This is a genomic window from Pseudonocardia sp. CA-107938, assembly GCF_050936315.1.
In the GTDB taxonomy this organism is placed as follows: Bacteria; Actinomycetota; Actinomycetes; order Mycobacteriales; family Pseudonocardiaceae; genus Pseudonocardia.
Genome location: NZ_JBNJNA010000001.1, coordinates 4198062 through 4221015, shown reverse-complemented (window position 1 = coordinate 4221015; position 22954 = coordinate 4198062). Strand labels below are relative to the sequence as shown.

The window sequence follows — 22954 nt, the reverse complement described above, 5'->3', positions numbered from 1 at the left end:
CGTCCCAGCCCGCCGAGATCAACAACCGAACCGACATCCGCGATTTTCAGCAGTCTCCTAGCCTGCGTCCAGCCGATCCTAGGAGCTCTTGTGATCACCGCGATCGTCCTGGTGCAGACCGTCGCCGACCGCATCCCCGAGACCGCGCAGACGATCGCCGACCTCGACGGCGTGGCCGAGGTGTACTCCTGCGCGGGCGACGTCGACCTCATCGCCGTGGTGAAGGTCCGCGAGCACGAGCAGCTGGCCGACGTCATCGCCGGCCGCCTCAGCAAGGTCGACGGCGTGGTGTCCACCGACACCCACATCGCGTTCCGCTCGTACTCGCGCGCGGACACCGAGGGCGGCTTCGCCATCGGCACGGGCTGAGCCCGAGCCGGCTCGCCAGGCGCACGTCACACACCGTCGGGCCCGTTCACACACGTTCGGACGTGTGTGAACGGGCCCAGCGGTGTGTGACGTCAGCGGAGCGCGCTGGAGACCTTCACCCAGGTCTCCAGCAGCTGCGCCGCCGCGCCGGAGTCGATCGCCGCGGCGGCCCGTTCCAGGGCGGGCGGGAACGCGGCGGCCAGGTCGTCCGTCGTCCCGTCGAACGCCAGGAGCGCAGCGGCGGCGTTGAGCAGCACCGCGTCGCGGACGGGGCCGGTGGCGCCGCCGACGAGGTCGCGGAACACCTGGGCGTTGACGTCCGGGGGGCCGCCGCGCAGGTCCTCCCGGGTGGCCCGGGCGATGCCGAAAGCAGTCGGGTCGAGCGTCTCCGTGCGCACCTCGCCCCCGGCGACGACCCAGACCGTGCTGGTGGTCGTGGTGGTCAGCTCGTCGAGCCCGTCGTCACCCCGGACGACCAGCGCCGACGCGCCGCGCCCTGCGAACACCTGCGCGAGCACCGGCGCCATCCGCGCGTCGGCGCACCCGGCGAGCGACGCCCCCGGCTGGCCCGGGTTGGTGAGCGGCCCCAGCACGTTCATGGCCGTGGGCAGGCCCAGCTCGCGCCGGACGGGCCCGGCGTGCCGGAACGACGGGTGGAACACCGGGGCGAAGCAGAACCCGATGCCGACCTTCGCGACCGTCTCCTCTACCCCGGCGGGCGGCAGGTCGACGGCGACGCCGAGCGCCTCCAGCACGTCCGCCGCCCCGCTGGCCGACGAGGCCGCGCGGTTGCCGTGCTTGACGACCGGCGCACCGGCCGCGGCCACCACGACCGCCGACATCGACGAGATGTTGACCGTGTGCGCCTGGTCACCGCCGGTGCCGACGACGTCGACGGCCGGGCCGTCCACCCGCACCCGGCGGGCGTGCGCGAGCATCGCCTCGGCGAGGCCCGCGATCTCGGCCGGGGTCTCCCCCTTCGCCCGCAGCGCGACGAGGAAACCGGCGAGCTGCGCCGCAGTGGCCTCGCCCGCGAGCACCTGGTTCATCACCCAGGCGGTGTCGTCGGCGTCCAGGTCGTGGCGACCCAGCAGCCGCCCGATCAGCTCCGGCCAGGTCGGCGCACTCACGTCCGCGCCACGGCGCCCGAGCGGCGGAGCACCTCGGCCACCGTCTCGGCGGCCGTCAGCGGGTCCAGCGGGTGGACGAGCACGGCGTCGGCCTGCGACCAGGTGGCGAGCCAGCGGTCGTCCCGGCGGCGGACCGTGACCACGATCGGCGGGCAGTCGTCGATCTCGTTCTTGAGCTGCCGCGAGACGCCCATCCCACCGGTGGGCTGCGCCTCACCGTCGAGGATCACCATGTCGATCCCGCCACGGTCGACCGCGAGGATGACCTCGGCGACCCCGTCGGCCTCGACGAACCGGACGCGCCCCAGGTCGGGCGCCGGGCGGCGGCCGATGGCCGTGGTGATCGCCTCGCGGACCTCGGCGCGGTGGCTGTAGACGAGCACCGTCAGCGGCTGGGTCTCGGCGGGGCTGCTCACGGGCACTCCTACGAATCGCGGGCCGTACTGGGCGTGGGGGAACTCTAGTGGGTGGCCGCACGTTCACCGATCGGTGGCCGATGCCAACCCCGACAGGCTGTAGAAGTTGGCCGGGGGCCATAATGCCCCACGTGACGACAGCCGCTCCCAACATCAGCGCGCGGATCCATTCGCTGAACCGGCCCAACCTGGTCAGCATCGGCACGATCGTCTGGCTGTCCAGCGAGCTGATGTTCTTCGCCGGGCTGTTCGCGATCTACTTCACCGCGCGAGCGCAGAACCCGCCCGACGAGACGTGGCCGCCCCACCCGTACGAGCTGAACGTGCCGTACGCGCTGGTGGTGACGATCGTGCTGGTCGCGTCGTCGTTCACCTGCCAGTTCGGCGTGTTCGCCGCCGAGCGCGGCGACGTGTTCGGGCTGCGCCGCTGGTACCTGCTCACCCTGCTGATGGGCACGTTCTTCGTGGCCGGGCAGGGCTACGAGTACTACAACCTCGCCACCCACGAGGGCCTCACGCTGGCCTCGAGCGCCTACGGCACCGTGTTCTACCTGGCCACCGGCTTCCACGGCCTGCACGTCACCGGCGGGCTCATCGCCTTCATCTACCTGATGATCCGCACCAAGATGGCGAAGTTCACGCCGCAGCAGGCCACCGCCGCGATCGTCGTGTCCTACTACTGGCACTTCGTCGACGTCGTGTGGATCGGGCTGTTCGCCGTCATCTACTTCATCCGCTGAGCCGGCCCGTTGACGACTGCCGAACGACGATCAGAAGCTGGAAGTCGCTGATGACCACCACACCCACAGCGCCCCCCGCGAAGCGCGGCCGGGGCCCGCGCACCAGGGCCCGCAGGCGCTTCGCCGGCGCGATGGCGCTGGGCATCGCCCTGCTGTCCGTCGGCTCGATCTACTCGGCGTTCACGCCGCAGGCCCAGGTCGCGAGCGCGCAGCAGGACGAGGCCGCGAAGATCGCGAAGGGCCAGGAGCTCTACACCAGCGCCTGCATCACCTGCCACGGCTCGAACCTGCAGGGCGTGCAGGACAAGGGCCCGAGCCTGATCGGTGTCGGTGACGCCGCCGTCTGGTTCCAGGTCTCGACCGGCCGCATGCCGATGGCCCGCCAGGAGGCGCAGGCCGAGCGCAAGCCGGTGCGGCCGGAGTTCAACCCGCACCAGGCCGACCCGGAGAAGGCGAAGGAGGCCACCGAGAACCTGGAGGCGCTCGGCGCCTACATCCAGGCCAACGGCGGTGGGCCCGAGGCGCCCAAGGAGGACGGTGCCGCGCTGCGCGGGCCCGACCCGGCCCGCGGCGGTGAGCTGTTCCGGCTGAACTGCTCCTCGTGCCACAACTTCACCGGTCGCGGCGGCGCGCTGTCGTCGGGCAAGTACGCCCCGACGCTCGACCCGGCGACGGAGAAGGACATCTACACGGCGATGCTCACCGGCCCGCAGAACATGCCGAAGTTCTCGGACCGGCAGCTCACGCCGGAGGAGAAGAAGGACATCATCGCGTACGTCAAGTCGGTCACGAACGGCAACAACAACCCCGGCGGCAACCCGCTCGGGGGGATCGGCCCGACGTCGGAGGGTCTGATCACCTTCATCGTCGGCGTCGCCGCCATGATCGGCTTCGCACTCTGGCTGGGAGCGAAGAATTGAGCACCGCCACCGATCCGCACGACGCGCCGCGCACACCCACGCCGGCCGAGCTCGACGAGATGACTCCCGACCAGCTCGCCACGCTGGCCGCGAACCTCGACGACGTCGTCGTCCTCCACAACACGCCGAAGTTCCCCATCCCGGGCACCCGGGCGGAGAAGCGGGCCGAGCGCGCGGTGGCGCTGTGGTTCGCGATCTCCGCCGTCTCCGGGCTGGCGTTCCTCGGGGCGTACCTGTTCTGGCCGTTCGAGTACCAGGCGCCCGGCTCCCCCGGGTACGAGCTGTACGCGCTGTACACGCCCGTGATCGGGGCGCTGCTGGGGCTGTCGGTGCTGGCGCTGGGCGTCGCCGTCATCACCTACGTGAAGAAGTTCTTCCCCGACGAGGTCTCGGTGCAGCAGCGCCACGACGGCCCGTCGGACGAGGTGGCCCGGCGCACCGTCATCGCCCAGCTGGCCAAGGCCGGTAAGGACACCGACATCGCCCGGCGCTCGCTGATCAAGCGCGCGGCGGGAGCCGCGGCCGGCGTGCTCGGCCTCGGCGTCGGGGTGGCGGCGCTCGCGCCGCTCATCCACAACCCGTGGAAGGGCCGTGACCAGGCCGACCTGTGGGTCACCCCGTGGCAGCCGGTCAACGGCGAGAAGGTCTACCTGCGCCGCGACACCGGCCACCCGGACGAGATCTCGCTGGTCCGCCCGGAGGACCAGGACGCGGGCTCGATGGAGACGGTCTTCCCGTTCCGGGAGAGCGAGCGGGGCAACGAGGAGGCGCTGCACGCCGCGCTTCGCCGCTCCGACACCCCGGTCATGCTGATCCGGCTCCGCCCCGGCACCCCGGTGATCAAGCGCGCGGGCCACGAGAACTACAACTACGGCGAGTTCTACGCGTTCTCCAAGATCTGCACGCACCTCGGCTGCCCGACCTCGCTGTACGAGGCGCAGACCCAGCGGATCCTCTGCCCGTGCCACCAGTCGCAGTTCAACGCGACCGAGTACGCCAAGCCGATTTTCGGTCCGGCAGCGCGCGCACTGCCCCAACTTCCCATTACCGTGGACGAGGAGGGCTACTTCGTAGCCGTCTCCGACTTCACCGAGCCCATCGGCCCCGGCTTCTGGGAGCGGCCCGGATACGCGAATCGAGGGAAGTCATGAGCTCCATCACGACCCCCACCGGCTCCGCGGGTGGGCTGCAGGCCAAGGCGGCCACCGCGCTGGACGAGCTGGACCAGCGCTTCCACCCCGCCGCCGGGATGCGCAAGCAGTTCAACAAGGTCTTCCCCACGCACTGGTCGTTCATGCTGGGCGAGGTCGCGCTCTACAGCTTCATCATCCTGCTGCTCACGGGCACGTTCCTCGGGCTGTTCTTCGACCCGTCGATGGTCGAGGTCAAGTACAACGGCTCGTTCGACAACCTGCGCGACGTGTGGATGAGCCGGGCCTACGAGTCCACCCTGCACATCTCCTTCGACGTGCGCGGTGGCCTGTTCATCCGCCAGGTGCACCACTGGGCAGCCCTGCTGTTCATGGGCGCGATGGTCGCCCACATGCTGCGCACCTTCTTCACCGGCGCGTTCCGCAAGCCGCGCGAGACCAATTGGATCCTCGGCGTCCTGCTGATGTTCCTGGGCGTCTTCGCCGGCTTCACCGGCTACTCGCTGCCCGACGACCTGCTGTCCGGCATCGGCCTGCGCATCGCCTCCGGCATCACGCTCACCGTGCCGGTGATGGGCACGTGGGTGCACTGGGCGCTGTTCGGCGGCGAGTTCCCGGGCACCGAGATCATCCCGCGGCTGTACATCGTGCACGTGCTGCTGATCCCCGGGATCCTGCTCGCCCTGATCGCCGCGCACGTCGGGCTCGTCTGGTACCAGAAGCACACCCAGTTCCCCGGCACCGGCCGCACCGAGAACAACGTGGTCGGCGTGCGGATCCTCCCGGCGTTCGCGGCCAAGGGCGGCGCGTTCTTCGCCGTCACCACCGGCGTCATCGCGATCATGGCCGGCGTCTTCCAGATCAACCCGATCTGGAACCTCGGGCCCTACAACGCCGCGCACGTCTCGGCCGGGTCGCAGCCCGACTGGTACATGCTGTTCTCCGAGGGCATGGGCCGCATCTTCCCGGCGTGGGAGATCAACGTCGGCGACTACCTGGTGCCGGCCGCCTTCTGGGCCACCGCGGCGTTCCTGCCGGTGCTGTTCGTCATCGCGGGGGCCTACCCGGCGATCGAGCGGCGCTTCACGAAGGACAACGCGCGGCACAACCTGCTGCAGCGCCCGCGTGACGTGCCGGTGCGCACCTCGCTCGGGGTCATGGCCATCGTCACGTACGCGTGGCTGGTGCTGTGCGGCGTGAACGACTGGGTGGCGTACTTCTTCGACATCTCGCTCAACGCCACCACGTGGGCCGGCCGCATCGGGCTGCTGATCCTGCCGCCGCTGGCGTACTGGGTCACCTACCGGCTGTGCATCGGCCTGCAGCGCGCCGACCGTGCCGTCCTCGAGCACGGCATCGAGACGGGCATCATCAAGCGGCTCGCGCACGGCGAGTTCATCGAGGTGCACCAGCCCCTCGGCGGCGTCGACGAGCACGGCCACGCCATCCCGCTGGCCTACCAGGGCGCCCCGGTGCCGAAGCGCATGAACCAGCTCGGCATGGGCGGCTCGTCCGTCCCCGGCTCGCTGCTCAGCCCGGACGACCCGGAGGAGACCGCGCGCCTGGAGGCTGCCCGGCTGGAGGCCGCGCGCCGTGAGCTCGAGGCGCACGGCGACGCCCACACGGGCGAGCGCACCGTCGGCGGTGCCGGGGAGCGCGAGAAGGCGCTGTCCGCGGGCGACTAGCCCCAGCACGACACGGAACGGGCCCTGCCGGAGTCTCCGGCAGGGCCCGTTCCGTATGGCCGGCCGTTGCCGCGGCGGGCGGCCGTTGATCATGGGCAAAACGTCGCTTCCCACGATCAACGGACGACGTTTTGCCCATGATCAACGCCACCGCGGGCCAGCGGGCGGAGGGCCGGCGGCCGGAGCTGGACCGCCACCACGGCCAGGACGAGCACCGTCAGCACCGCGTAGGTGTCCGGCCACAGCGACACCAGGCCGGTCGACGGGATCGGGCCGACGCCGGGGCCGGGGAGGCGGGTGATCACCGCGGCCGTCGCCACGACGGCGAGGGCCGCGAGCCGGCGGCGACCGGGGCGACCGGCCAGTGCCAGCACGAGCGGCACGACCCACACGTAGTGGTGCGACCACGCGAACGGGGCGGCCGCCGCGGCGCCGAGCCCGCACACCGCCGCGGCCAGCACCTCCTCCCCCGCCCGGTGCGCCCGCCGGGCCACGAAGAGCGTCGCCACCGCCACCGCTGCGGACACGACGAGCGGGACGACGGGCAGCTCGCCGAACCGGCGCGCGATGGTGCCGGTGAGCGCGTGGTTCGACAGCGCGTCGGCCGGGGAGATCCGGCCGGCGGCGGCGAAGGTGCCGCGCAGCCAGAAGTCGACGGAGTCGGCGGGCGCCAGCGCGAACCCGATCCCGGCGGCGACGGCGAACGTCGCGAGCGCCGTGACCGCAGCCCGGATCCGGCCCGTGACCAGCAGGTACCCGACGAACAGCAGCGGGGTCAGCTTGATCGCGGCGGCGACCCCGATACCGACGCCGCGCCACCGGCTGCGCGCCGGTCCGAGCACGTCCAGCGCCACCAGCGCGAGCAGGACGAGGTTGACCTGGCCGAGGTAGAGCGTGGTGCGGACCGGATCCAGCCAGGTCGCGGCGAGCACGACCGCCGTCACGACGGGTAGCGACGACGGGGCGTCGACCAGCCGCAGGCACCGCCGCACGACCGCACCGAGCAGCAGCAGGGAGCCGGCCGTCCACACGGCGTTCAGCACCGGCACGGGCACCGCCGTGAGCGGGGCGACGAGCAGCGCCGCGAACGGCGGGTAGACGAACATCATCGCGTCGAGCACGGGACCGACGTAGAGCGACCGGCCGGCCAGCAGGTGCTCGGCACCGGCTCGATAGACCTGCAGGTCGATGAGCAGCAGGTGCGCCGCGGGCCACACGAGCAGCACGATCGCGTGCCCGACCAGTGCCGCAAGCGCGACGGGGACGGCCCATCGCGGGGCCCTGAGCTGCACGGCCGTCATCCGGCGACCGTAGCGACGGCGCGGCGCGTCCCGTTCGGGTGGTCCGCCCCCGGACTCCAGGTAGCAGGAATGGCGCGCGTCACCGCCGGTGCTACCCTCCGTGTATGCGCACCGCCCTTGCTCTCGCCCTCGACGCGGCAGTACCGCCGCGCGTCGGCTGAGCCAGGTCGTCGGCGCGCACGTCCGGAACTCCCCATTCCGAGACCTGGCTCGGGTCCCCTCCCCGGATCCGCCTAGGAGTTTGATCATGACCGTCATCGATGACGCGACCCGCACCAGTTGGACCCCGCGCACGCACCGCCGCCACGAGATCGTCACCACCGACGGCATGGAGGGCGTGCTGCGCGTCGGCGCCGCGCTCGCCGGCTGCGGCTTCGCCGTGCGCGACTTCGCCGCCGAGGTCCACGAGGGCGTCCCCTACAGCTCGATCACCTGCACCGTCTCCCTGACCGGCGGTGAGTGCGACGCGTTCGCGCAGAGCCTGCAGGCCGTGCCGAGCGTCGTCGCCGTCACCCCCTGCTGAACGCAGGATCGAGCTCAGCGTCGGCGGCGCGCGCCGCGGCGAGCATCTCCGCGACCTCGGCGACCTTCACGCGGTCCGTGCCGCGCAGGCCGCCGCGGCGCAGCTCCTCGGCGTCCAGGCGCAGCCACGCCGTCCAGTCGATCGGCTCGACGGCGTGCCGGGCGAGCACGTCGGCGACGTCGCCGGCGGCCGGCGGTAGCGCGTCGAGGTCCTCGAGCAGGGCCTCGACGGTCTCGTGGGCGTCGCCCTTGTTGGTGCCGATGACGCCGGTCGGTCCGCGCTTGATCCACCCCGTGACGTAGGCGCCGAGCACCGGCTGTCCGTCGCGCAGGACGCGGCCGCCGGCGTTCGGGACGGTGCCGGTGGCGGTGTCGAACGGCAGGCCGGGCACGGGCTCGGCGGCGTACCCGATCGCGCGCACGACCAGTCCGACGTCGAGCACCTCCTCCTCGCCGGTGCCCCGGACCCGCTCGCCGTCGACGACGTTGCGTTCCAGCACCACGCGCGACACCCGGCCGTCGGTGCCCTCCAGGCGGACGGGTGTGCGCAGGAAGTGCAGGTGGATGCAGCGCGGCCGGTCCTGCGGCGCGCGACCTGACCATTCGGTGAGCATCGCGATGTTCTGCTTCTGCCGGCGCTCCGGCGGCTCCGGCACGCCGGCGGCGAGCACGCCGTCGTCGTGCACCACGACGTCGGCGTTGGCCAGCTCGCCGATCTGCCGCAGCTCGGCCGGCGTGAACTTGACGTGCTGGGGGCCGCGGCGGATCACCACGTGGATGTCGCGGACGGCGCTGCCGCGCAGCGCGTCGAGCACCGGGCCGGGCACGTCGGTGTCGGCCATCTCGTCGGCGGTCTTCGCGAGCACGCGGGCCACGTCGAGCGCGACGTTGCCAGCGCCGACGACGGCCATGCCCGGATGGTCGAGGGGCGGGTCGAGCTCGGTGAAGTCGGGGTGGCCGGAGTACCAGCTGACGAACGCGCCGGAGCCGAGCGACCCCGTCAGCTCCTCCCCCGGCACCCCCAGCGCGCGGTCCACCGAACTGCCCGTGGCGTGCACGACGGCGTCGTAGCAGGCCCGCAGCTCGTCGAGCGGCACGCCCTGCTCCCCCACCCGCACGTTGCCCAGGAAACGGACGGTGGCGGGGTCGAACGGCTTGGCGAGCACCCGGATGACGGCCTTCATCTTCACGTGGTCGGGCGCCACGCCGTAGCGGACGAGCCCGTACGGAGCTGGAAGTCGGTCGATGACGTCGACGTCGACGGGCCGCCCCGAATCGGCGAGTGCTGCCGCCGCGTACAGGCCGGACGGGCCTGCTCCGATCACCGCGATCCGACGGCGGACCTCTGCTGACGGTGCTGACGGCATGTGGCGACTCCCGCGTGGTGGTGATCCCGATCCTGCCCGTCCGGCGCCGCTGCCGCGAGGGCTGCGTTCGGTGCAGCGCTACCCGGGGTACGGGCGGAACCGCGGAGCCCGCTTCTCCACGTACGAGGTGAGCCCCTCCCCGAGGTCGGGGCCGCCGATGAACTCGTCGACGAGCTCCCAGGTGCGGTCGAGCGCGGTGGCGAAGTCGGTGTCGGCGGCCTCGCGGGACTGCCGCAGGATCGCCGCCAGCGAGTGCGGCGCGCAGTTGACGGCGATGTCGCGCGCGTACTCCTGCGCTGCCGTCACGATGTCGTCGCGCGGCACGACCCGGCTGACCATGCCCAGCCGCAGCGCCTCCGCGGCTTCGAACGTGCGGCCGGAGAGCAGGAGGTCCAGCGCGTTCTCCTGGCCGACGAGCCGCTGCAGCGTCCACGCGATGCCGTACTCGGCGGGCAGGCCGCGGCGGGAGAACGACGTGGCGAACTTCGCTCCCTCCGCAGCGAACCGCACGTGGCAGAACAGCGCCGTCACCAGGCCGACGCCGGCGCACGCCCCGTTGATCGCGGCGATCAACGGCTTGGGGAACTCCCGCACGTGATCGACGGGGAAGTGCGGCAGCGTCGCCCCGGGCTCGGCCAGCCGGCCCAGCCGGGACAGGTCCGCGCCCGGGCAGAACGTGGTGCCGGCCCCCGTCACGACGACCGCCCGCACCTCCGGGTCGACGGCCGCCGCACGGATCTGGTCGTCGAAGGCGGTGCGCAGGTCGTCGTCCCAGCCGTTGCGGCGCTCCGGCCGGTTGAAGGTGAGCGTGAGGACGCCGTCGGCGTCGCGGTCGGCGAGAACGGCGTCGGTCACGGCTGCTCCTCCGTCGGGATGTCGGCGGCTCGAACCTAACCCGCGGAGACTCGGCTCACACCGCCGACACCGCATGACTCGCGAGCAGGCCGGCAACCCTCACTGCATGACTGTTCGCAGCAACCCGACAACCGACCGTCAGCTCCACGTGTCGGCGCTGGTCGCCCAGCTGCGCGCGCTGGAGCACCTGACGCGCACCGAGGCCCGCATCGCGCGGCTGCGCACCGCGCAGGCGCGCACGGCCGCCGTCCGCCGCGAGCTCGAGCAGAACGCCGCGGCGGCCGACCGCCGGGTCGCGCGCATCGCCACCGCCCTGCGCTCCCTCGACGCGGTGCCGGACGTCGTCGCTCCCGTCGTGGGCCGCGTCCTCGCCGTTGCGAAGGCCGTCGCGGAGCAGGTCCAGCCCGTCGACGAGGCGGTGCTGGCGGATCTCCTGCTGGAGAACGAGCTGCTCGACCGCGCCCGCTACGCGCGCGAGCTCGCCGGCCACGCCGGCCTGCCCGACGTCGTGGCGCTGACCGACTCGTTGGTCGACGCGCACTCCGAGACCGTCGAATGGCTGAACACGGTGCTCGCCCAGGAGGCCGCGGGCGGGCCGCGCGCACTGGAACCGACGACGCTGCAGCGCATCGCGGGCGGTGTGACCCGGCTGGCCGGGCTGCCGGCGCGGTTCGCCGTCGAGCGGGTCAACCGGACCGTCGACGCGCTCACCCGCCGAGGCCGCGACGCCGCCGGGCGCCTGCAGGGCACGGCCGACGGCGTGCGCACCCTGGTCTCGGACGTCCAGGAGGTGGCCGGGGCGGGCCGCGACGCCGCGCTCACCCGCGCCGAGGACGTGGCCGAGCGGGAGCGGGCCGGCACGATCGCGGACACCGCGCACACGGCGCGGGCCCGGGTCGGCGCCCTGTCCGCCGGCGAGCTGCCGATCCCGCGCTACGCCGACCTGACCGCGCAGAACACGATCGCCGCTATCCGGCGCCTCGACGACCCCGACGACGTGCGGGTGGTCGCCGCGTTCGAGGAGCAGCACAAGAACCGCTCGGGCGTGCTCAGCGCCGCGGACGCGCAGATCGCCGCGCTCTCCGGTTCGCGCTGATCAGGAGGCCGTGCGGAAGGTGCGCCGGAAGTCGCCGGGCGAGACGCCGACGACGTTGCGGAAGTGGTGGCGCAGCAACGCGCCGCTGCCGAACCCGCAGCGCGCGGCGACGGCGTCGACGCCCAGATCGGTCTCCTCCAGCAGCCGCTGCGCGTGCAGGACGCGCTGGCCGATGAGCCAGCGGTGCGGGGTGGTGCCGGTCTCGGCCACGAACCGGCGGGCGAAGGTCCGGTCGCTCATCGACGCGCGCCGGGCCAGCTCCGCGACGGAGTGGTCCTCGGCGATGTGGTCGAGCATCCACTCCAGCACGGGCGCGAGGCCGTCGCTCGTGCAGTGCGGCACCGGCAGCTCGACGAACTGGCGCTGCCCGCCTTCCCGCTGGGGCGGCACGACCATGCGCCGCGCCACGATGTTCGCCATCCCGCTGCCGAGCTCGCGACGCAGCACGTGCAGGCAGGCGTCGATCCCGGCGGCCGTGCCGGCGCTGGTGATCACGTCGCCGTCGTCGACGAACAGGACGTCGGGATCCACGCGGGCCTTCGGGAAGGCGGCGCGCAGCTCGTCGGCCTGCATCCAGTGGACCGTGCACGGGCGGTCGTCGAGCAGGCCGGCGGTGCCGAGCAGGAACGCGCCCGAGCAGATCGACAGGATGGTGGCGCCGGCCGCCCACGCGTCCTGCAGCGCGGCGACGGTGGCGTCGCTGAACGTGCGGGCCGGGGTGGCCGCCACCGCCACGAGGTCGGCGCCCTTGAGCCCGTCGAGACCCAGTGGCGGGACCATCTGCAGCCCGCCCGTCGTGGCGGGAAGTGGCCGCCCGGCGACCGGGCCACAGATCCGCAGATCGAAGGACGGGCCGCCGTCGGCGGTGCGGTCGATGCCGAAGACCTCGCAGATCGTGCCCGCCTCGAACGGGGCGACCGGGCCGGGGAGCAGCATCGCGACGTTCTTCAGCATGCCCCCACTGTAGATGGCAGATTCTTTGCTGTCATCGGCATTCTTGCCACTGTCGGCAGGATCTCGCCCCGCGCATAATTTCTGCCATGGACATCCTGCTGAGCCTCATCGCCGTCATCACCTTCATCGCCGTCGTCGCCCACTACGCCCCGGCCGCCCGCTACGCGCCCAGCGAAGACCGGGAACGCCAGCTCGCAGAGCTACGAGGACTCGCGGACTACCGCGGGGATCCGCGGATCTGAGCCGCTACGCCGCGGTCGGGACAGCAGCCACGACCAGGCCCGCGATCGCTGCCATGCCCCGCGCGTTGGGGTGGTAGATGACGCCGCCGTTCGTCGGCACCAGCGGTTCGTAGTACCGGGTCGTCGCCGCGGCGCACATGTCGTGCCCGACCGTGGCGTCCCGCAGGTCGACGAACGTCACGCCCGCCGCCGCCGACTGCGACCTGAGCATGTCGCTCAGCGCGCCGAAGCTCGCCTGGACGTAGTCGGCGTCGGCCGGGTACAGCGGGACCGACGGCCAGCACCCGCCCGGCCGGGTGTAGGTGCCGTAGCCGGTCACGATCACGGTCGCGTGCGGTGACCGGCGCTGGATCTCCGCGAGTGCCGCCGCGATCTTCGGCGCCGTCGCCGTCGCCCGCGCCTTCAGCTCGTCCTTGCCGCCCGCGGTGAACCGCTGCGCGCACGACAGCCCTGCCGGCGGCGGCAGCAGGTTCACGCACGTCGGGATGGCCGTGCCGAGCTCCATGTCGTTGGCGCCCATCGACAGCGTGACGAGGTCCGTGTCGGGGGTGAGCGCGTCGAACTGCGGCGGGATGAAGCCGAACCGCCGGCCGGCGAGGTCGTCGGTGGTCGCCCCGGAGCACGTCACGTCGGTGAGCCGGGCACCGAGCCGGTCGGCGACGACCTGGGGGAAGTTGCGGTCCGAGCGCAGGCAGGCCAGGTTCGGGTCCTGGTTCGGGATGAGCGGTCCGGCCGCGCTGGAGTCGCCGAGCGCGACGTAGTGCAGCGGTTCCTCCGCGGCGGCGCCGGCCGTCAATCCGCCGAGCACGGCGACGGTCAGGGCTGCGGTGATCAGCCAGCGGTGTCGGGGGCGCATCCGCGTTCTCCTACCGGTCGGTAACGTCTTGACGTCCGAGGATGGAGCCCCGCGGGAGGCCTGGGTATGGGCCGGCGACGCGACCTTCCCGCCGGATGTTGTGATGGACCACAGTCACCTGCTGCCCGAACGACGAGGACGTCGCGATGACCGAGCCACTGCGCCTGGGCGGTGTGCCGATCGACGTGCTCCTCGCCCGTGACCGGCCGGGGCTGGTGCGCACGCTCCTCGACGCGGTCCGGGCGGCGATCCCGGAGTACGAGCTGCTGCCCGCGGAGGCGATGACCAGCGACGTCACGAGCGCGATCGAGAACGCGCTGCGGCTGTTCATCGAGACCCTGCGATCGGCCCGGTTCCCCGACGACGACGAGCTGGCGGTGCTGCGCGAGTCCGCCGCCCGCCGGGCCGAGGAGGGGATCCCGGTGGCGTCGGTGCTCGCCGCCTACCACCTCGGGGTCGAGGTGGTGTGGGACCACGTCACCCGCGACGTGACGCCCGCGGACATCGCCGACCTGATGACGGTGAACCGGCTCATGCTGCGCTACCTGCGGCTGGTCAGCGCCGCGGTCTCGGCGGGATACGTCGAGGAGCGCCAGATCATGCTCGGCGACGAGCACGCCAGCCGGCACGCCCTGCTGACCGCGCTGCTCGACGGCGGCCCCGTCGAGGACGCCGCGAGCCTGGCCGGGATCCCACTGCCGCCCGCCTACCAGGTGCTGAGCATGGCGATCGGCCCGCACCCCGACGAGCACGCCGCGGGCGTCGACGCCGCGGTCGCGGCGCGGCGGAAGCTGCGCAGGCTGCGGGCCGAGCTGGACCGGCGGGCCCACGAGCCGGTGCTCGTCGCGCTGTCGGAGTCCGGCGGGGTCGCGCTGCTGCCGGTCGCCGTCGAGGTCGACGAGCTGACGCCGGCGCACGACCGGGAGCTGGCGGCCACCGTCCACGCGCTCGGCCGGGCCGCCCGCGCCGACCTGACGGTGGCCGTCGTCGCGGCGGCGCCGGCCGGCGTGGCGGCCGCGGCGACGCTGGCCGGCGAGGTCCTCGACGTCGTGCTCGGCCTCGGCCGGCCGCCCGGGCTGTACCAGCTCGACGACGTGCTGATGGAGTTCCACCTCAGCCGGCCCAGCGCCGCCTCGCCGAAGCTGGCCGCGCGGCTCGGCCCGCTCGACGAGCGGCCCGAGCTCCTCGAGACGCTGACGTGCTTCCTGCGCACGGGGCAGAACCGCCGGCAGACCGCGTCCGAGCTGCACCTGCACCCGAACACGGTCGACTACCGGCTGCGCCGGGTCGCCGCCCTCACCGGGCTCGACCCGACCCTGCCCCGGCACACGATCATGATCGAGACGGCCCTGGCGGCCCGCCGACCGTCACGATCGTGACGAGGGATCCGGCACGGCGGCGGCGCGCGCGTTGCGCCGCACGTCCGACCAGGCCCGATCGGCGCAGACCGCGCAGCCGGGACCGAAGAACACGCCTGCCGCTGCCTCGTCGTCGCTCAGCCAGAACCGGAACCAGGCCGTCGACACGCCCCGGAAGCCGCCGCCGCTGCCGGCCGGGGTGGCATGCCCCGCCCCGGCCAGCTCGGCGTACACGGCGACGACGTGGTCGGCCTGGGCGTACCGCGGGATGATCAGCACGGGTGGCGGGACGACGAGGTCGAGCTGGCCGCCGAGGAGCAGCAACGGCCCGTGCAGGGCCGCGATCGAGCCCTGCGGGCCCGGCTCGATCGGCACGGTCGTCGACACCCGGGGATCCGCGCCGGCCGCGATCGCACCCCCGCCGCCCTGCGAATGGCCGCTCGCGCCGATGTGCGCGGTGTCGATGCGCTGGTGGTACGGGCTGTCCGGCCGATCGTTCTCGCTGATCAGGCGGGTGGCACCGGCGAGCATCTCCGTGCCGCTCCCGGCGTTGGGGGTGTTCGCCGCCGCCACCACGAACCCGTGCGACGCCCAGTGCCGCAGCAGTCCGTCGTAGAGCTTGGGCGTGACGCCGGTGCCGTTGCCCCAGAGGATCACCGGGTGCAGCGTGCCGGGAGCGCCCAGGTCCGCCGGCCGGTACACGGTGTGGGCGGCGTCCAGCGCCTCAACGGTCACCGACCACGGCCCCGGCTCGGACCACTGCGCGTCGATCGACGCGGCGGCGACCCGCTCGACCTGCGGCTGCGGCTGTGGCTGCGGCGCTGCCACCGCGCTCAGCGCGAGGAGTACGACCCCGACCGTCCAGAACCGCATCCTTGCTCCCGTCGTCGATGGCGCTGCTGGGGTGCCGACAGCATGGATGCGCCGGGGCCGGCGGCGGCCTGGAAGTTCCCCAGGGCTGGACGAGCGGCCCTGTTACGCGTCACAACCCGGTGGCGGCGGCGGTGGTTGCGGTGATCAAGGGCAAAGTGTCGTTCGCGGAGATCAACTCACGACCTTCTGCCCTTGATCGCGGGCACCTGGACCCGCGCCTGGGGCTGCTCAGCCGGCGCGGTGGAACTCCGTCAGCCGTTCGGCCTCCGCGGCCACCTCCGCCGCCGCGTCGGCGGGGAGCGGCTCGAACGGCTCCCACGTCACCGCGTCCGCGGCCTTGTCGTACCGCCAGGTGCCGGCCACCTGCCCGTCGACGAGGAACGTGGGGGTCGACTGGGGCATCGTCACGGCGAACACCTTCTTGCGGTGCTCCTCCGGCAGCACCAGCGCGCGCCGGGCGTGCACGAGCAGGACCGCCTCCCACTGCCCGATGAACCGGACGGGCGCCGGGGCGTCGGGGTCGGGCAGGAGGCCGTCGGGCAGGTCGAGCAGCTCACCGCCGGACTCGTCGCGGAAGGTGCGCAGCTCCAGCCCCTTGAGCACGGCGCGGGCCTGCCCGATCGTCCACCCGCAGAACGACGCCACGTCCTTCGCCGACGCGGGGCCGAACCCGCGCAGGTACCGCTGCACGAGGTGCGCCCGCGCCGCGTCGACGTCGATCTCGGGGACCGTCGGGGCCAGGCCGTAGACGTGCGCGCGCGGCAGCTCCCACGTGCCCGCCGGCGGCACCCGCACCAGCTCCGTCCACAGCTGCAGGCCCGGCCACACCTGCTTGGCGAAGCCGTCCGCGGCGAGCCGCTTCTGGATCTCGGCCTGCTTCAACGGGCCGTCGGCGAGGTAGCCGCGGACGGCCTTCGCCGCCCCTTCGACGTCGACCTCCTCCTGGTTGAACCCGGAGCGCCGCCACCACGTCTGCCGTGCCTCGCGCACCGCGGCGCACAGCACCGGGTGGTCCTCCGCGGAGAGCATGTGGATGGTGCACCGCATCGCCCAGCTCTGCACGATCGTGCCGGCGTGGAGCGCGTCCGTCAGGTCGGCCCTGGTGAAGCCGGCGATCCGCGACCACAGCGCCACGTACCCGGACGGCGCGTACTGCGTCTGCAGCCCGGCGACGGCCTCCACCGCCCGCGGCAGCGGCAGCTCCGCCCGCTCCAGGAGGAGCTGGCGGGCGAGGACGGCGCGGTTCAGCGCGCGGACGGTGAGCACCTCGGACACCTGCGGAAGTCTGCCGCACCACGAGACGGTGGCGCGGATGACTGGCCGGGCCGGCGCGCTCCATGATCGACACGTGCGAGATGACCATGAGCGGGGTTCCGGACGCCGCAAACCCCGCTGACGGTCATCTCACCCGTGTCGATCATGGAACGGGGGCTCAGGCCCGGCCGACCCGGTCAGGACCCACTCACCGATGCCGCACGTCGGCACCGCGGGCGGCCCGCCGCCCGCCGCGAGCCGAGCGGCGCGCTCCGCGATCCCGCGCAGCCGGGCCAGCTCAGCGGTCTGGACACGGACCCACCCGACCCGCTCCTTCGCCGCCACGCCGAGCACGATCCCGTCGATACCGGTGCACGTCGTCAGGCGCACGTGCTCATAACCGCGCTCATGACCCCGGAACCGCACCGGCTGACCGCACACATCGCACTCGAACGTCACGACCGCCCCGCGATCGCCCGAGCAGCCTGCGCCACGTCGTGCAGAGGGCAGGGCCAGACCAGGCGTCCGGCCTGCGGGCCCGCCGAGCACACGAGGCAGTGGCCGGTGCCGTCGTCGACGTGCACGGCGAGCAACCGCTCGGCCGCGCCGGGCTGGGAGGCGATGAAGGTGACGAGGGCGTGCGTGCTCATGGCTCGTGACGCTAGGGACCTGCGGCGGAACGACAGGTACGGTCTGTACCCCTATCCGGCCAGGCCCACGCGATCGCAGAGGGCGCGGACATCCACGCGCAGTCCGGTCGGCGGCCGGTCCCGCAGCGAGAGCAGCATCTGCCGCGCGTACCCGTTGTACTTGATCGTCTCCGGCGCGGTGCGCTCCGACCGGTCCAGCATCGCCCACGCCGCGGCACCTTCTGACCGCTGGTGGTGTGCCCGCGCCACTTCGATGAGGTGGCGGCTCCGCCGGGCCAGCGACGGGATGGTGTCGGGGTCGAACGACTCGGCCGCGCGGAGAGCCTCGCCGGGGCGCTGCAGCTCCACGCCGAGGGTCACCGCATGTGCGCCCATCACCGGCCGGGAGAACGACGACTGGACGTGCCGGTAGCCGGGGCCGAGCCGGGCGGCGATCCGGTCGGCGCTCTCCAGCCGCGCCCACGCGTCGCCGTGGCGGCCGCGGCGGGCGTGCACGTAGGCGATCTCGGCCTCCAGGGCACCGACGATGCCGCGCCAGTCGTCCGGCGCGGTCTCGAGGTGCGGCTCGAGCTGCCTGCGGGCGTCCTCGGCGAGCGCGATCGCCTCCTCCCACCGTCCGGCGTCGCGCAAGGCCTGAACCATGGCCCACGCGCCGCCGGCGGCGACGTACGGGTCGTCGGCCTCCTGGCCCTCGGTGAGGGCACGGTCGGCGACCATCCACACGAGTTCGGGCGCCGGCTGGTAGGCGACGTAGAAGTCGGTGAGCTGGTAGACGCCCGAGAGGACCCGCCGGGCGTCGCGCCGGCGTTCGCCCGTCGCCGTGCGCACCGCACGCTGCGCGTCGCGGATCAGGTCGGGCAGGAGAATGCCGAGCTGCGTGCGGTGATCGGGGCTGGCGTGCCGGACGCGCCAGGCGTCGTCGAGCCGGTACCGCAGGTGGGCGACGTTCGGGGGCTGGGCTCCGGTCGTGATCCGGTAATCGGTCAGCGCGGCTTGCACGCGCGCGAGGGCGGCGTGGCGAGCGCCCGCGAACGCGACGACCGGGAGGGCGGCAGGGCCCTCGACCAGCTCGGCGACATCCTGCACGCCCAGCACCGACGCGATCTGGGTGAGCATCGAGAGCCGGGGCGGGAGCAGGCGGCCGTTCTCGACGGCCTTGACCCATTCCTCGGAGCGCCCGACGCGCTGCCCGAGCACCTTCCGCGACATGCCGGCCCGGCCGCGGGCCTGCTTGATCCGCTTGCCGGTCGTGCGGTCCGCGGAGTCAGGTCCGCGAGCACCGTCCGCCATGCCGAGACGCCCTCTCGGTCCGCGCCCAGTGGGCACTTCCTCCGCTGCCGTCCCAAACTACCGCGGCCAGCACGTCGGCGTGGTGGCTCTGCGTCGGCGCGCGGAGCCTCCTTCACGACCTCACACAGCGCGTGGCCGCGTCACACAGGTTGTGCGGTGTGTGCGGTGGCCGCGCGCTGTGTGACGTCGTCAGTACCGGCCGCCGTCGGCCTCGGCGGGAACGGTCGCGTCGAAGAACTTCTGCAGCGCCGCCGCCAGTGCCTCCGGCGCCTCCTCCGCCACGTGGTGGCCGGAGTCGATGTCGTGGCCGCCGCGCAGGTCGTCCGCCCAGTCGCGCCAGATCGCGAGGGGGTCGCCGTGCAGCTCCTCGAGGTCGTCGCGGCGCGACCACAGGACGTACAGCGGGCAGCTGACCCGGTGGCCGGCTGCGCGGTCCGCGGCCTCGTGCTCGCGGTCGACGGTGAGCCCGGCCCGGTAGTCCTCGAGCATGCCGGTGACCGTCGCGGGGTCGTGGACGGCCGCGCGGAACTCGGCGTACGCCTCGGCGCCCATCGCGTCGGGGTCGCCGCCGTACCAGGCGTCCGGGTCGGCGAGGATCGCGCGTTCCGGCTTGCCCGGCTGGGCGAAGAAGAACCAGTGCCAGTAGGCGGCGGCGAAGCGGTCGTCGCAGCGTTCGAGGTGCTCGACGATCGGGATGCCGTCGAGGATGGCCAGCGCGGTGACGGCGTCGGCGTGGTCGAGGGCGAGCCGCAGCGCCACGTAGCTGCCGCGGTCGTGCCCGGCGACGGCGAACCGGTCGTGCCCGAGGCGCTGCATGAGCGCGCGGATGTCGGCCGCCATGGCGCGCTTGCTGTAGGGCGCGTGGTCCGGTGTGGTGGGCGGGCTGTCGGAGCCGCCGTAGCCGCGCAGGTCCGGGCACACCACGGTGTAGCCGGCCGACCGCAGCAGCGGCGCGACCCGGTGCCAGGTCGCCGACGTGCGCGGATGGCCGTGCAGCAGGACGACTGGCGGGCCGCCGGGCGCGCTGTGCCGCACCCGCAGCGTCACCTCGCCGACGTCGACGCGCTCGTCGATGAACCCCTCGAACATGCTGCTCCCCCGTCCGTCACTCCTCGCTGACGACGGCCCGGATCGCCGCGTTGAACGCCGCCGTGGCCGGCGGGTCCGGCGGATCGCCGAAGGTGGCCAGCAGGACGCGGCGGCGGAACGCGGCGATCGGGGTCGCCTGGATCCCGGGTGCCCTGTGCGACCGCAGCGCCAAACCAGGCAGTGTCGTGACCCCCAGGCCGGCCGCCACCAGCGCCTGCTCGACGACCACGTCCTCGCTGGTGAACGCGATGCGCGGGGTGAATCCGGCGGCCGCGCAGGCCGCCACGAAGTCGCGGCGGCACCGCTCGCAGCCGGCGATCCACGCCGAGTCGCGGTGGTCGGCCAGCGTGTCCCCCGCCCGGCGGCTGACCAGGTGCATGACGTCGTCGAACAGCGGAACGCAGCGGAAGCCCTCGGGGACCTCGTCGTCGTAGCGGAAGATCACGGCGCAGTCGAGCTTCCCGTCGCGCAGCATCTGCAGGGCCAGGTCGGGGTGCAGGTCGGTCATCTGCAGCTCGATCTGCGGGCTCGCGGCCAGCAGCCGGGCCGCCGCCTGCGGGATGAGGGTGCTGAACGCCGACTGGAACCCGCCGACCCGGACGCGTCCGGTGCGCAGCCCGACCAGTGCCGCCAGCTCCTCGTCGGCCGCCGCGAGCCGCCCGACGATCTCGGTGGCCCGGCGCGCGAGCAGTTCCCCCTCCGCGGTCAGGCGGATGCCGCGGCCGGCGCGCTGCACGAGCCGCACCCCCGTCTCGGCCTCCAGGCGGGCCAGGTGATGGCTGACGGCCGGCTGGGAGTAGTGCAGCTGCTCCGCCGCCCGGGTGATCGAGCCGTGTTCGGCCACCGCCGCCAGCACCCGTAACCGCACCGTGTCGAGCATGCATCAACCATATCGATGAGTTCCTCGAACACCGTCATTAGACGAATAACTCCAGGCGGTCGACGCTTCTGGACATGACCACCACCGCGTTCTCGCCCATGTCCGAGCTCGTCACGGCCTTCCGTGCGGGGCTGCGCTCCGCCGATCCGGCCGGCGCCGTGGCCCGCGCTCTCGCCGTCCGGCCGCCGGTCCTCACCGGCATTCCGCACGACGTCTCCAGCCACCTGCTGCACGCCGAGACCGAGCTGTCCCTGGTCGCGCTCGTCTGGCGGCCCGGCCGCGTGACCCCCGTCCACGACCACCTGTGCTGGTGCGTCGTCCACGTCGTGCAAGGCACGGTCACCGAGACCCGCTACCGGACGCAGGACGTCCTGGCCACGACGTCCGTGACGCGGCAGCGCGTGGGCGCCACCACCGTGCTGCGGCCGCCCGACGACATCCACCGGATCGCCAACGACACCGCGGACACCGCGATCACGCTGCACGTCTACGGCATGGACCTGCGCACCGGCGGCTCCACCCGCCGCCGCTACGCCGACCCGGCACCGCTGCGATGACCGGCATCGTGCTGTGGCACGTCACGGCGTCCCTCGACGGGTTCGTCACCGGCCCGGACGACGACATGAGCTGGTCCGCCGGCTACGGCGGCACCTCGCTCGCCGAGGAGACGATCGCGTCGATCGGCGCCGGGCTCGCCGGCCGCCGCGGGTACGACGTCGCCAAGGCGGCCGGCATCGACCGGCCGTACGGCGGCGCCTGGGACGGCCCGATGTTCGTCCTCACCCATCGCCCGCCGGCCGAGCCGGACCCGCCCTTCACGTTCCTGACGGGCGACCTGGCCGCCGCGGTCGCCACCGCGCGTGCTGCGGCCGGCACCCGCGACGTCGTGCTGTTCGGCGCGGACCTCGCCCGGCAGTGCCTCGCCGCCGGGCTGGTCGACGAGGTGCTGGTGCACCTGGTGCCGGTCCTGCTCGGCGACGGCGTGCGGCTCCACGACGTGCCCGGCGGCCGGACGGTCCGACTGGAACGGACCTACCTCGGGCAGTCGGGCCAGATCACCGACCTGCGGTTCCGACCGGTGATCACAGGGCCGCCATGACGGCCCGGGTGGCGTCGTCGGCCGGCACCATCGTGCTGAGCCGGTTCTCGGAGCGCCGGCCCAGCCACAGGTGGGTGCAGTCGAACAGCAGCATCCCGGCCTCCGGGTGCAGCACCCGCTTCACCAGCCCGGTGATGGGCTGCACCTCGTGCCGGCGCCATTCGCGGTCGAACTCGGGCGACTCCCGGCGCAGCCGCGCGACGAGGTCCTTGAGCCCGGGGTCGTCGACGTGCTCGGCCATGGCCGCCCGCAGCGCGCCGGCCGAGCGCGACATGCCGTCGGACAACCAGTCGGGCAGCCTCGCCTGCCAGGCCGGGTTCGTGTAGCGCAGCAGCGTCGCGTTGCGGTCGGCGAACGGGACGGACTCGATGTCGAAGAGCCACTGGTAGGCCCGGTTGTGGGCGAGGACGTCGGTACGCGCGTTGTAGACGGCGGCGGGGAAGGGGTGCAGCCGCTCCATCATCGCGAGGACGCCCGGCGGCACGGCGCGGCAGTTCAGCTCGGCCGGTGGTTCCGGCACCCCGGCGAGGGCGAACAGGTGCCCGCGCTCGTGCAGGTCCAGCCGCAGCGTGCCCGCGATGGCCGCGAGCACCTGCTCGGACGCGCGGATGTCGCGGCCCTGCTCCAGCCACGTGTACCAGGTGACCCCGACGCCGGCGAGCTGCGCGACCTCCTCCCGCCGCAGGCCCGGTGTGCGCCGCCGCCCGGTCACCGGGAGCCCCACCTGCTCCGGCGTGATCCGCTCGCGCCGGCTGCGCAGGAACCCCGCCAGCTCCCGGCGGCGCTCCTCGTCGGCTGCCGGGGTGAGTTCAGCGATCGCCGTCACACCACCAGCCTGGCACTCCGGCCATCCCGTT

26 protein-coding genes are annotated in these 22954 nt (G+C 73.3%); 11 read left to right on the top strand and 15 right to left on the bottom strand.

Annotated features, from left to right (window positions below; translation table 11 throughout):
* Positions 1–90 precede the first annotated feature (90 nt).
* Positions 91–369, top strand: coding sequence for an Lrp/AsnC family transcriptional regulator (locus ACQEVB_RS21060; protein ID WP_432973992.1), 279 nt, complete (start codon positions 91–93; stop codon positions 367–369).
* Positions 370–461: 92 nt separating this feature from the next.
* Here the strand turns inward: ACQEVB_RS21060 and trpD are convergent, their stop codons facing one another.
* A complete protein-coding gene (trpD, locus tag ACQEVB_RS21055) occupies positions 462–1499 on the bottom strand; it encodes an anthranilate phosphoribosyltransferase (protein ID WP_432973990.1) in 1038 nt (345 codons plus the stop codon).
* Entirely contained in the window at positions 1496–1915 is a 420-nt protein-coding gene (locus ACQEVB_RS21050) for a hypothetical protein (RefSeq protein WP_432973988.1), read from the bottom strand. The genes trpD and ACQEVB_RS21050 overlap by 4 nt, the downstream gene beginning before the upstream one ends.
* 122 nt (positions 1916–2037) lie before the next feature.
* Between ACQEVB_RS21050 and ctaE the strand changes: the two genes are divergently transcribed.
* Genes ctaE through qcrB form a run of 4 tightly spaced genes read left to right on the top strand, consistent with a single transcriptional unit; the run spans position 2038 to position 6411 of the window.
* Positions 2038–2655 (top strand): aa3-type cytochrome oxidase subunit III, encoded by a 618-nt coding sequence (gene ctaE, locus ACQEVB_RS21045; protein WP_432973986.1) that lies wholly within the window; start codon positions 2038–2040, stop codon positions 2653–2655.
* Positions 2656–2705: 50 nt separating this feature from the next.
* Positions 2706–3575 (top strand): cytochrome bc1 complex diheme cytochrome c subunit, encoded by an 870-nt coding sequence (gene qcrC, locus ACQEVB_RS21040; RefSeq protein ID WP_432973984.1) that lies wholly within the window; start codon positions 2706–2708, stop codon positions 3573–3575.
* Positions 3572–4726: a cytochrome bc1 complex Rieske iron-sulfur subunit gene (gene qcrA, locus ACQEVB_RS21035; RefSeq protein ID WP_432973982.1), complete on the top strand. Its 1155-nt coding sequence runs from the start codon at positions 3572–3574 to the stop codon at positions 4724–4726. The genes qcrC and qcrA overlap by 4 nt, the downstream gene beginning before the upstream one ends.
* Positions 4723–6411: a cytochrome bc1 complex cytochrome b subunit gene (gene qcrB / locus ACQEVB_RS21030; protein WP_432973980.1), complete on the top strand. Its 1689-nt coding sequence runs from the start codon at positions 4723–4725 to the stop codon at positions 6409–6411. The genes qcrA and qcrB overlap by 4 nt, the downstream gene beginning before the upstream one ends.
* Positions 6412–6527: 116 nt before the next feature.
* On the opposite strand, the gene ACQEVB_RS21025 is transcribed toward qcrB, so the two are convergent.
* Positions 6528–7712: a glycosyltransferase 87 family protein gene (locus ACQEVB_RS21025; RefSeq protein ID WP_432973978.1), complete on the bottom strand. Its 1185-nt coding sequence runs from the start codon at positions 7710–7712 to the stop codon at positions 6528–6530.
* Between the two features lie 247 nt (positions 7713–7959).
* Between ACQEVB_RS21025 and ACQEVB_RS21020 the strand changes: the two genes are divergently transcribed.
* Positions 7960–8235, top strand: coding sequence for a hypothetical protein (locus tag ACQEVB_RS21020; protein WP_432973976.1), 276 nt, complete (start codon positions 7960–7962; stop codon positions 8233–8235).
* Here the strand turns inward: ACQEVB_RS21020 and ACQEVB_RS21015 are convergent.
* Together ACQEVB_RS21015 and ACQEVB_RS21010 are read right to left on the bottom strand one after the other, a co-directional pair.
* Positions 8222–9601 (bottom strand): FAD-dependent oxidoreductase, encoded by a 1380-nt coding sequence (locus ACQEVB_RS21015; RefSeq protein ID WP_432973974.1) that lies wholly within the window; start codon positions 9599–9601, stop codon positions 8222–8224. The two genes, ACQEVB_RS21020 and ACQEVB_RS21015, sit on opposite strands and share 14 nt — an antisense overlap.
* 78 nt (positions 9602–9679) lie before the next feature.
* The gene (locus ACQEVB_RS21010; protein ID WP_432973972.1) at positions 9680–10456 is read right to left on the bottom strand and encodes an enoyl-CoA hydratase-related protein; all 777 of its coding nucleotides are present in this window, start codon (positions 10454–10456) and stop codon (positions 9680–9682) included.
* A 106-nt stretch (positions 10457–10562) separates the two neighbouring features.
* Between ACQEVB_RS21010 and ACQEVB_RS21005 the strand changes: the two genes are divergently transcribed.
* Positions 10563–11552: a ferritin-like domain-containing protein gene (locus tag ACQEVB_RS21005; RefSeq protein WP_432973970.1), complete on the top strand. Its 990-nt coding sequence runs from the start codon at positions 10563–10565 to the stop codon at positions 11550–11552.
* Here ACQEVB_RS21005 and ACQEVB_RS21000 read toward each other — a convergent pair whose 3' ends face one another.
* Positions 11553–12506 carry a GlxA family transcriptional regulator gene (locus tag ACQEVB_RS21000; RefSeq protein WP_432973968.1) on the bottom strand — a complete coding sequence of 318 codons (954 nt, stop codon included), beginning with the start codon at positions 12504–12506 and terminating at the stop codon, positions 11553–11555. It lies immediately after the preceding gene.
* 86 nt (positions 12507–12592) lie between these two features.
* Here ACQEVB_RS21000 and ACQEVB_RS20995 point away from each other — a divergent pair, with 86 nt between their 5' ends.
* Positions 12593–12748, top strand: coding sequence for a hypothetical protein (locus ACQEVB_RS20995; protein ID WP_432973966.1), 156 nt, complete (start codon positions 12593–12595; stop codon positions 12746–12748).
* Positions 12749–12752: 4 nt separating this feature from the next.
* Here the strand turns inward: ACQEVB_RS20995 and ACQEVB_RS20990 are convergent, their stop codons facing one another.
* Entirely contained in the window at positions 12753–13604 is an 852-nt protein-coding gene (locus tag ACQEVB_RS20990; protein WP_432973964.1) for an SGNH/GDSL hydrolase family protein, read from the bottom strand.
* A 146-nt stretch (positions 13605–13750) separates the two neighbouring features.
* On the opposite strand from ACQEVB_RS20990, the gene ACQEVB_RS20985 reads away from it, so the two are divergent.
* Positions 13751–14983: a PucR family transcriptional regulator gene (locus tag ACQEVB_RS20985; RefSeq protein WP_432973962.1), complete on the top strand. Its 1233-nt coding sequence runs from the start codon at positions 13751–13753 to the stop codon at positions 14981–14983.
* Here ACQEVB_RS20985 and ACQEVB_RS20980 read toward each other — a convergent pair.
* The 7 genes from ACQEVB_RS20980 to ACQEVB_RS20950 all read right to left on the bottom strand — a co-directional run bounded on the left by ACQEVB_RS20980 (position 14972) and on the right by ACQEVB_RS20950 (position 20998).
* Complete coding sequence (locus tag ACQEVB_RS20980) at positions 14972–15835, bottom strand: poly(ethylene terephthalate) hydrolase family protein (RefSeq protein ID WP_432973960.1); 864 nt, start codon at positions 15833–15835, stop codon at positions 14972–14974. The two genes, ACQEVB_RS20985 and ACQEVB_RS20980, sit on opposite strands and share 12 nt — an antisense overlap.
* Positions 15836–16063: 228 nt before the next feature.
* On the bottom strand, positions 16064–17110 hold the full coding sequence (locus ACQEVB_RS20975) for a winged helix DNA-binding domain-containing protein (RefSeq protein ID WP_432973959.1): 1047 nt from the start codon (positions 17108–17110) through the stop codon (positions 16064–16066).
* Positions 17111–17239: 129 nt separating this feature from the next.
* Positions 17240–17479, bottom strand: coding sequence for a hypothetical protein (locus ACQEVB_RS20970; RefSeq protein ID WP_432973957.1), 240 nt, complete (start codon positions 17477–17479; stop codon positions 17240–17242).
* A gap of 65 nt (positions 17480–17544) precedes the next feature.
* A complete protein-coding gene (locus ACQEVB_RS20965; protein WP_432973955.1) occupies positions 17545–17739 on the bottom strand; it encodes a hypothetical protein in 195 nt (64 codons plus the stop codon).
* Between the two features lie 51 nt (positions 17740–17790).
* Entirely contained in the window at positions 17791–19029 is a 1239-nt protein-coding gene (locus ACQEVB_RS20960) for a helix-turn-helix domain-containing protein (protein WP_432973953.1), read from the bottom strand.
* A gap of 189 nt (positions 19030–19218) precedes the next feature.
* Positions 19219–20118, bottom strand: a complete 900-nt coding sequence (locus ACQEVB_RS20955) for an alpha/beta fold hydrolase (RefSeq protein WP_432973951.1) — start codon at positions 20116–20118, stop codon at positions 19219–19221.
* 16 nt (positions 20119–20134) lie between these two features.
* Positions 20135–20998, bottom strand: coding sequence for a LysR family transcriptional regulator (locus tag ACQEVB_RS20950; RefSeq protein WP_432973949.1), 864 nt, complete (start codon positions 20996–20998; stop codon positions 20135–20137).
* A gap of 74 nt (positions 20999–21072) precedes the next feature.
* Between ACQEVB_RS20950 and ACQEVB_RS20945 the strand changes: the two genes are divergently transcribed.
* Positions 21073–21555, top strand: coding sequence for a cysteine dioxygenase (locus ACQEVB_RS20945; RefSeq protein ID WP_432973947.1), 483 nt, complete (start codon positions 21073–21075; stop codon positions 21553–21555).
* Positions 21552–22097 carry a dihydrofolate reductase family protein gene (locus tag ACQEVB_RS20940; RefSeq protein WP_432973945.1) on the top strand — a complete coding sequence of 182 codons (546 nt, stop codon included), beginning with the start codon at positions 21552–21554 and terminating at the stop codon, positions 22095–22097. Before ACQEVB_RS20945 ends, ACQEVB_RS20940 begins: the two co-directional genes overlap by 4 nt.
* Here the strand turns inward: ACQEVB_RS20940 and ACQEVB_RS20935 are convergent.
* Positions 22081–22923 carry a helix-turn-helix transcriptional regulator gene (locus ACQEVB_RS20935; protein ID WP_432973943.1) on the bottom strand — a complete coding sequence of 281 codons (843 nt, stop codon included), beginning with the start codon at positions 22921–22923 and terminating at the stop codon, positions 22081–22083. The two genes, ACQEVB_RS20940 and ACQEVB_RS20935, sit on opposite strands and share 17 nt — an antisense overlap.
* Positions 22924–22954: the final 31 nt, after the last annotated feature.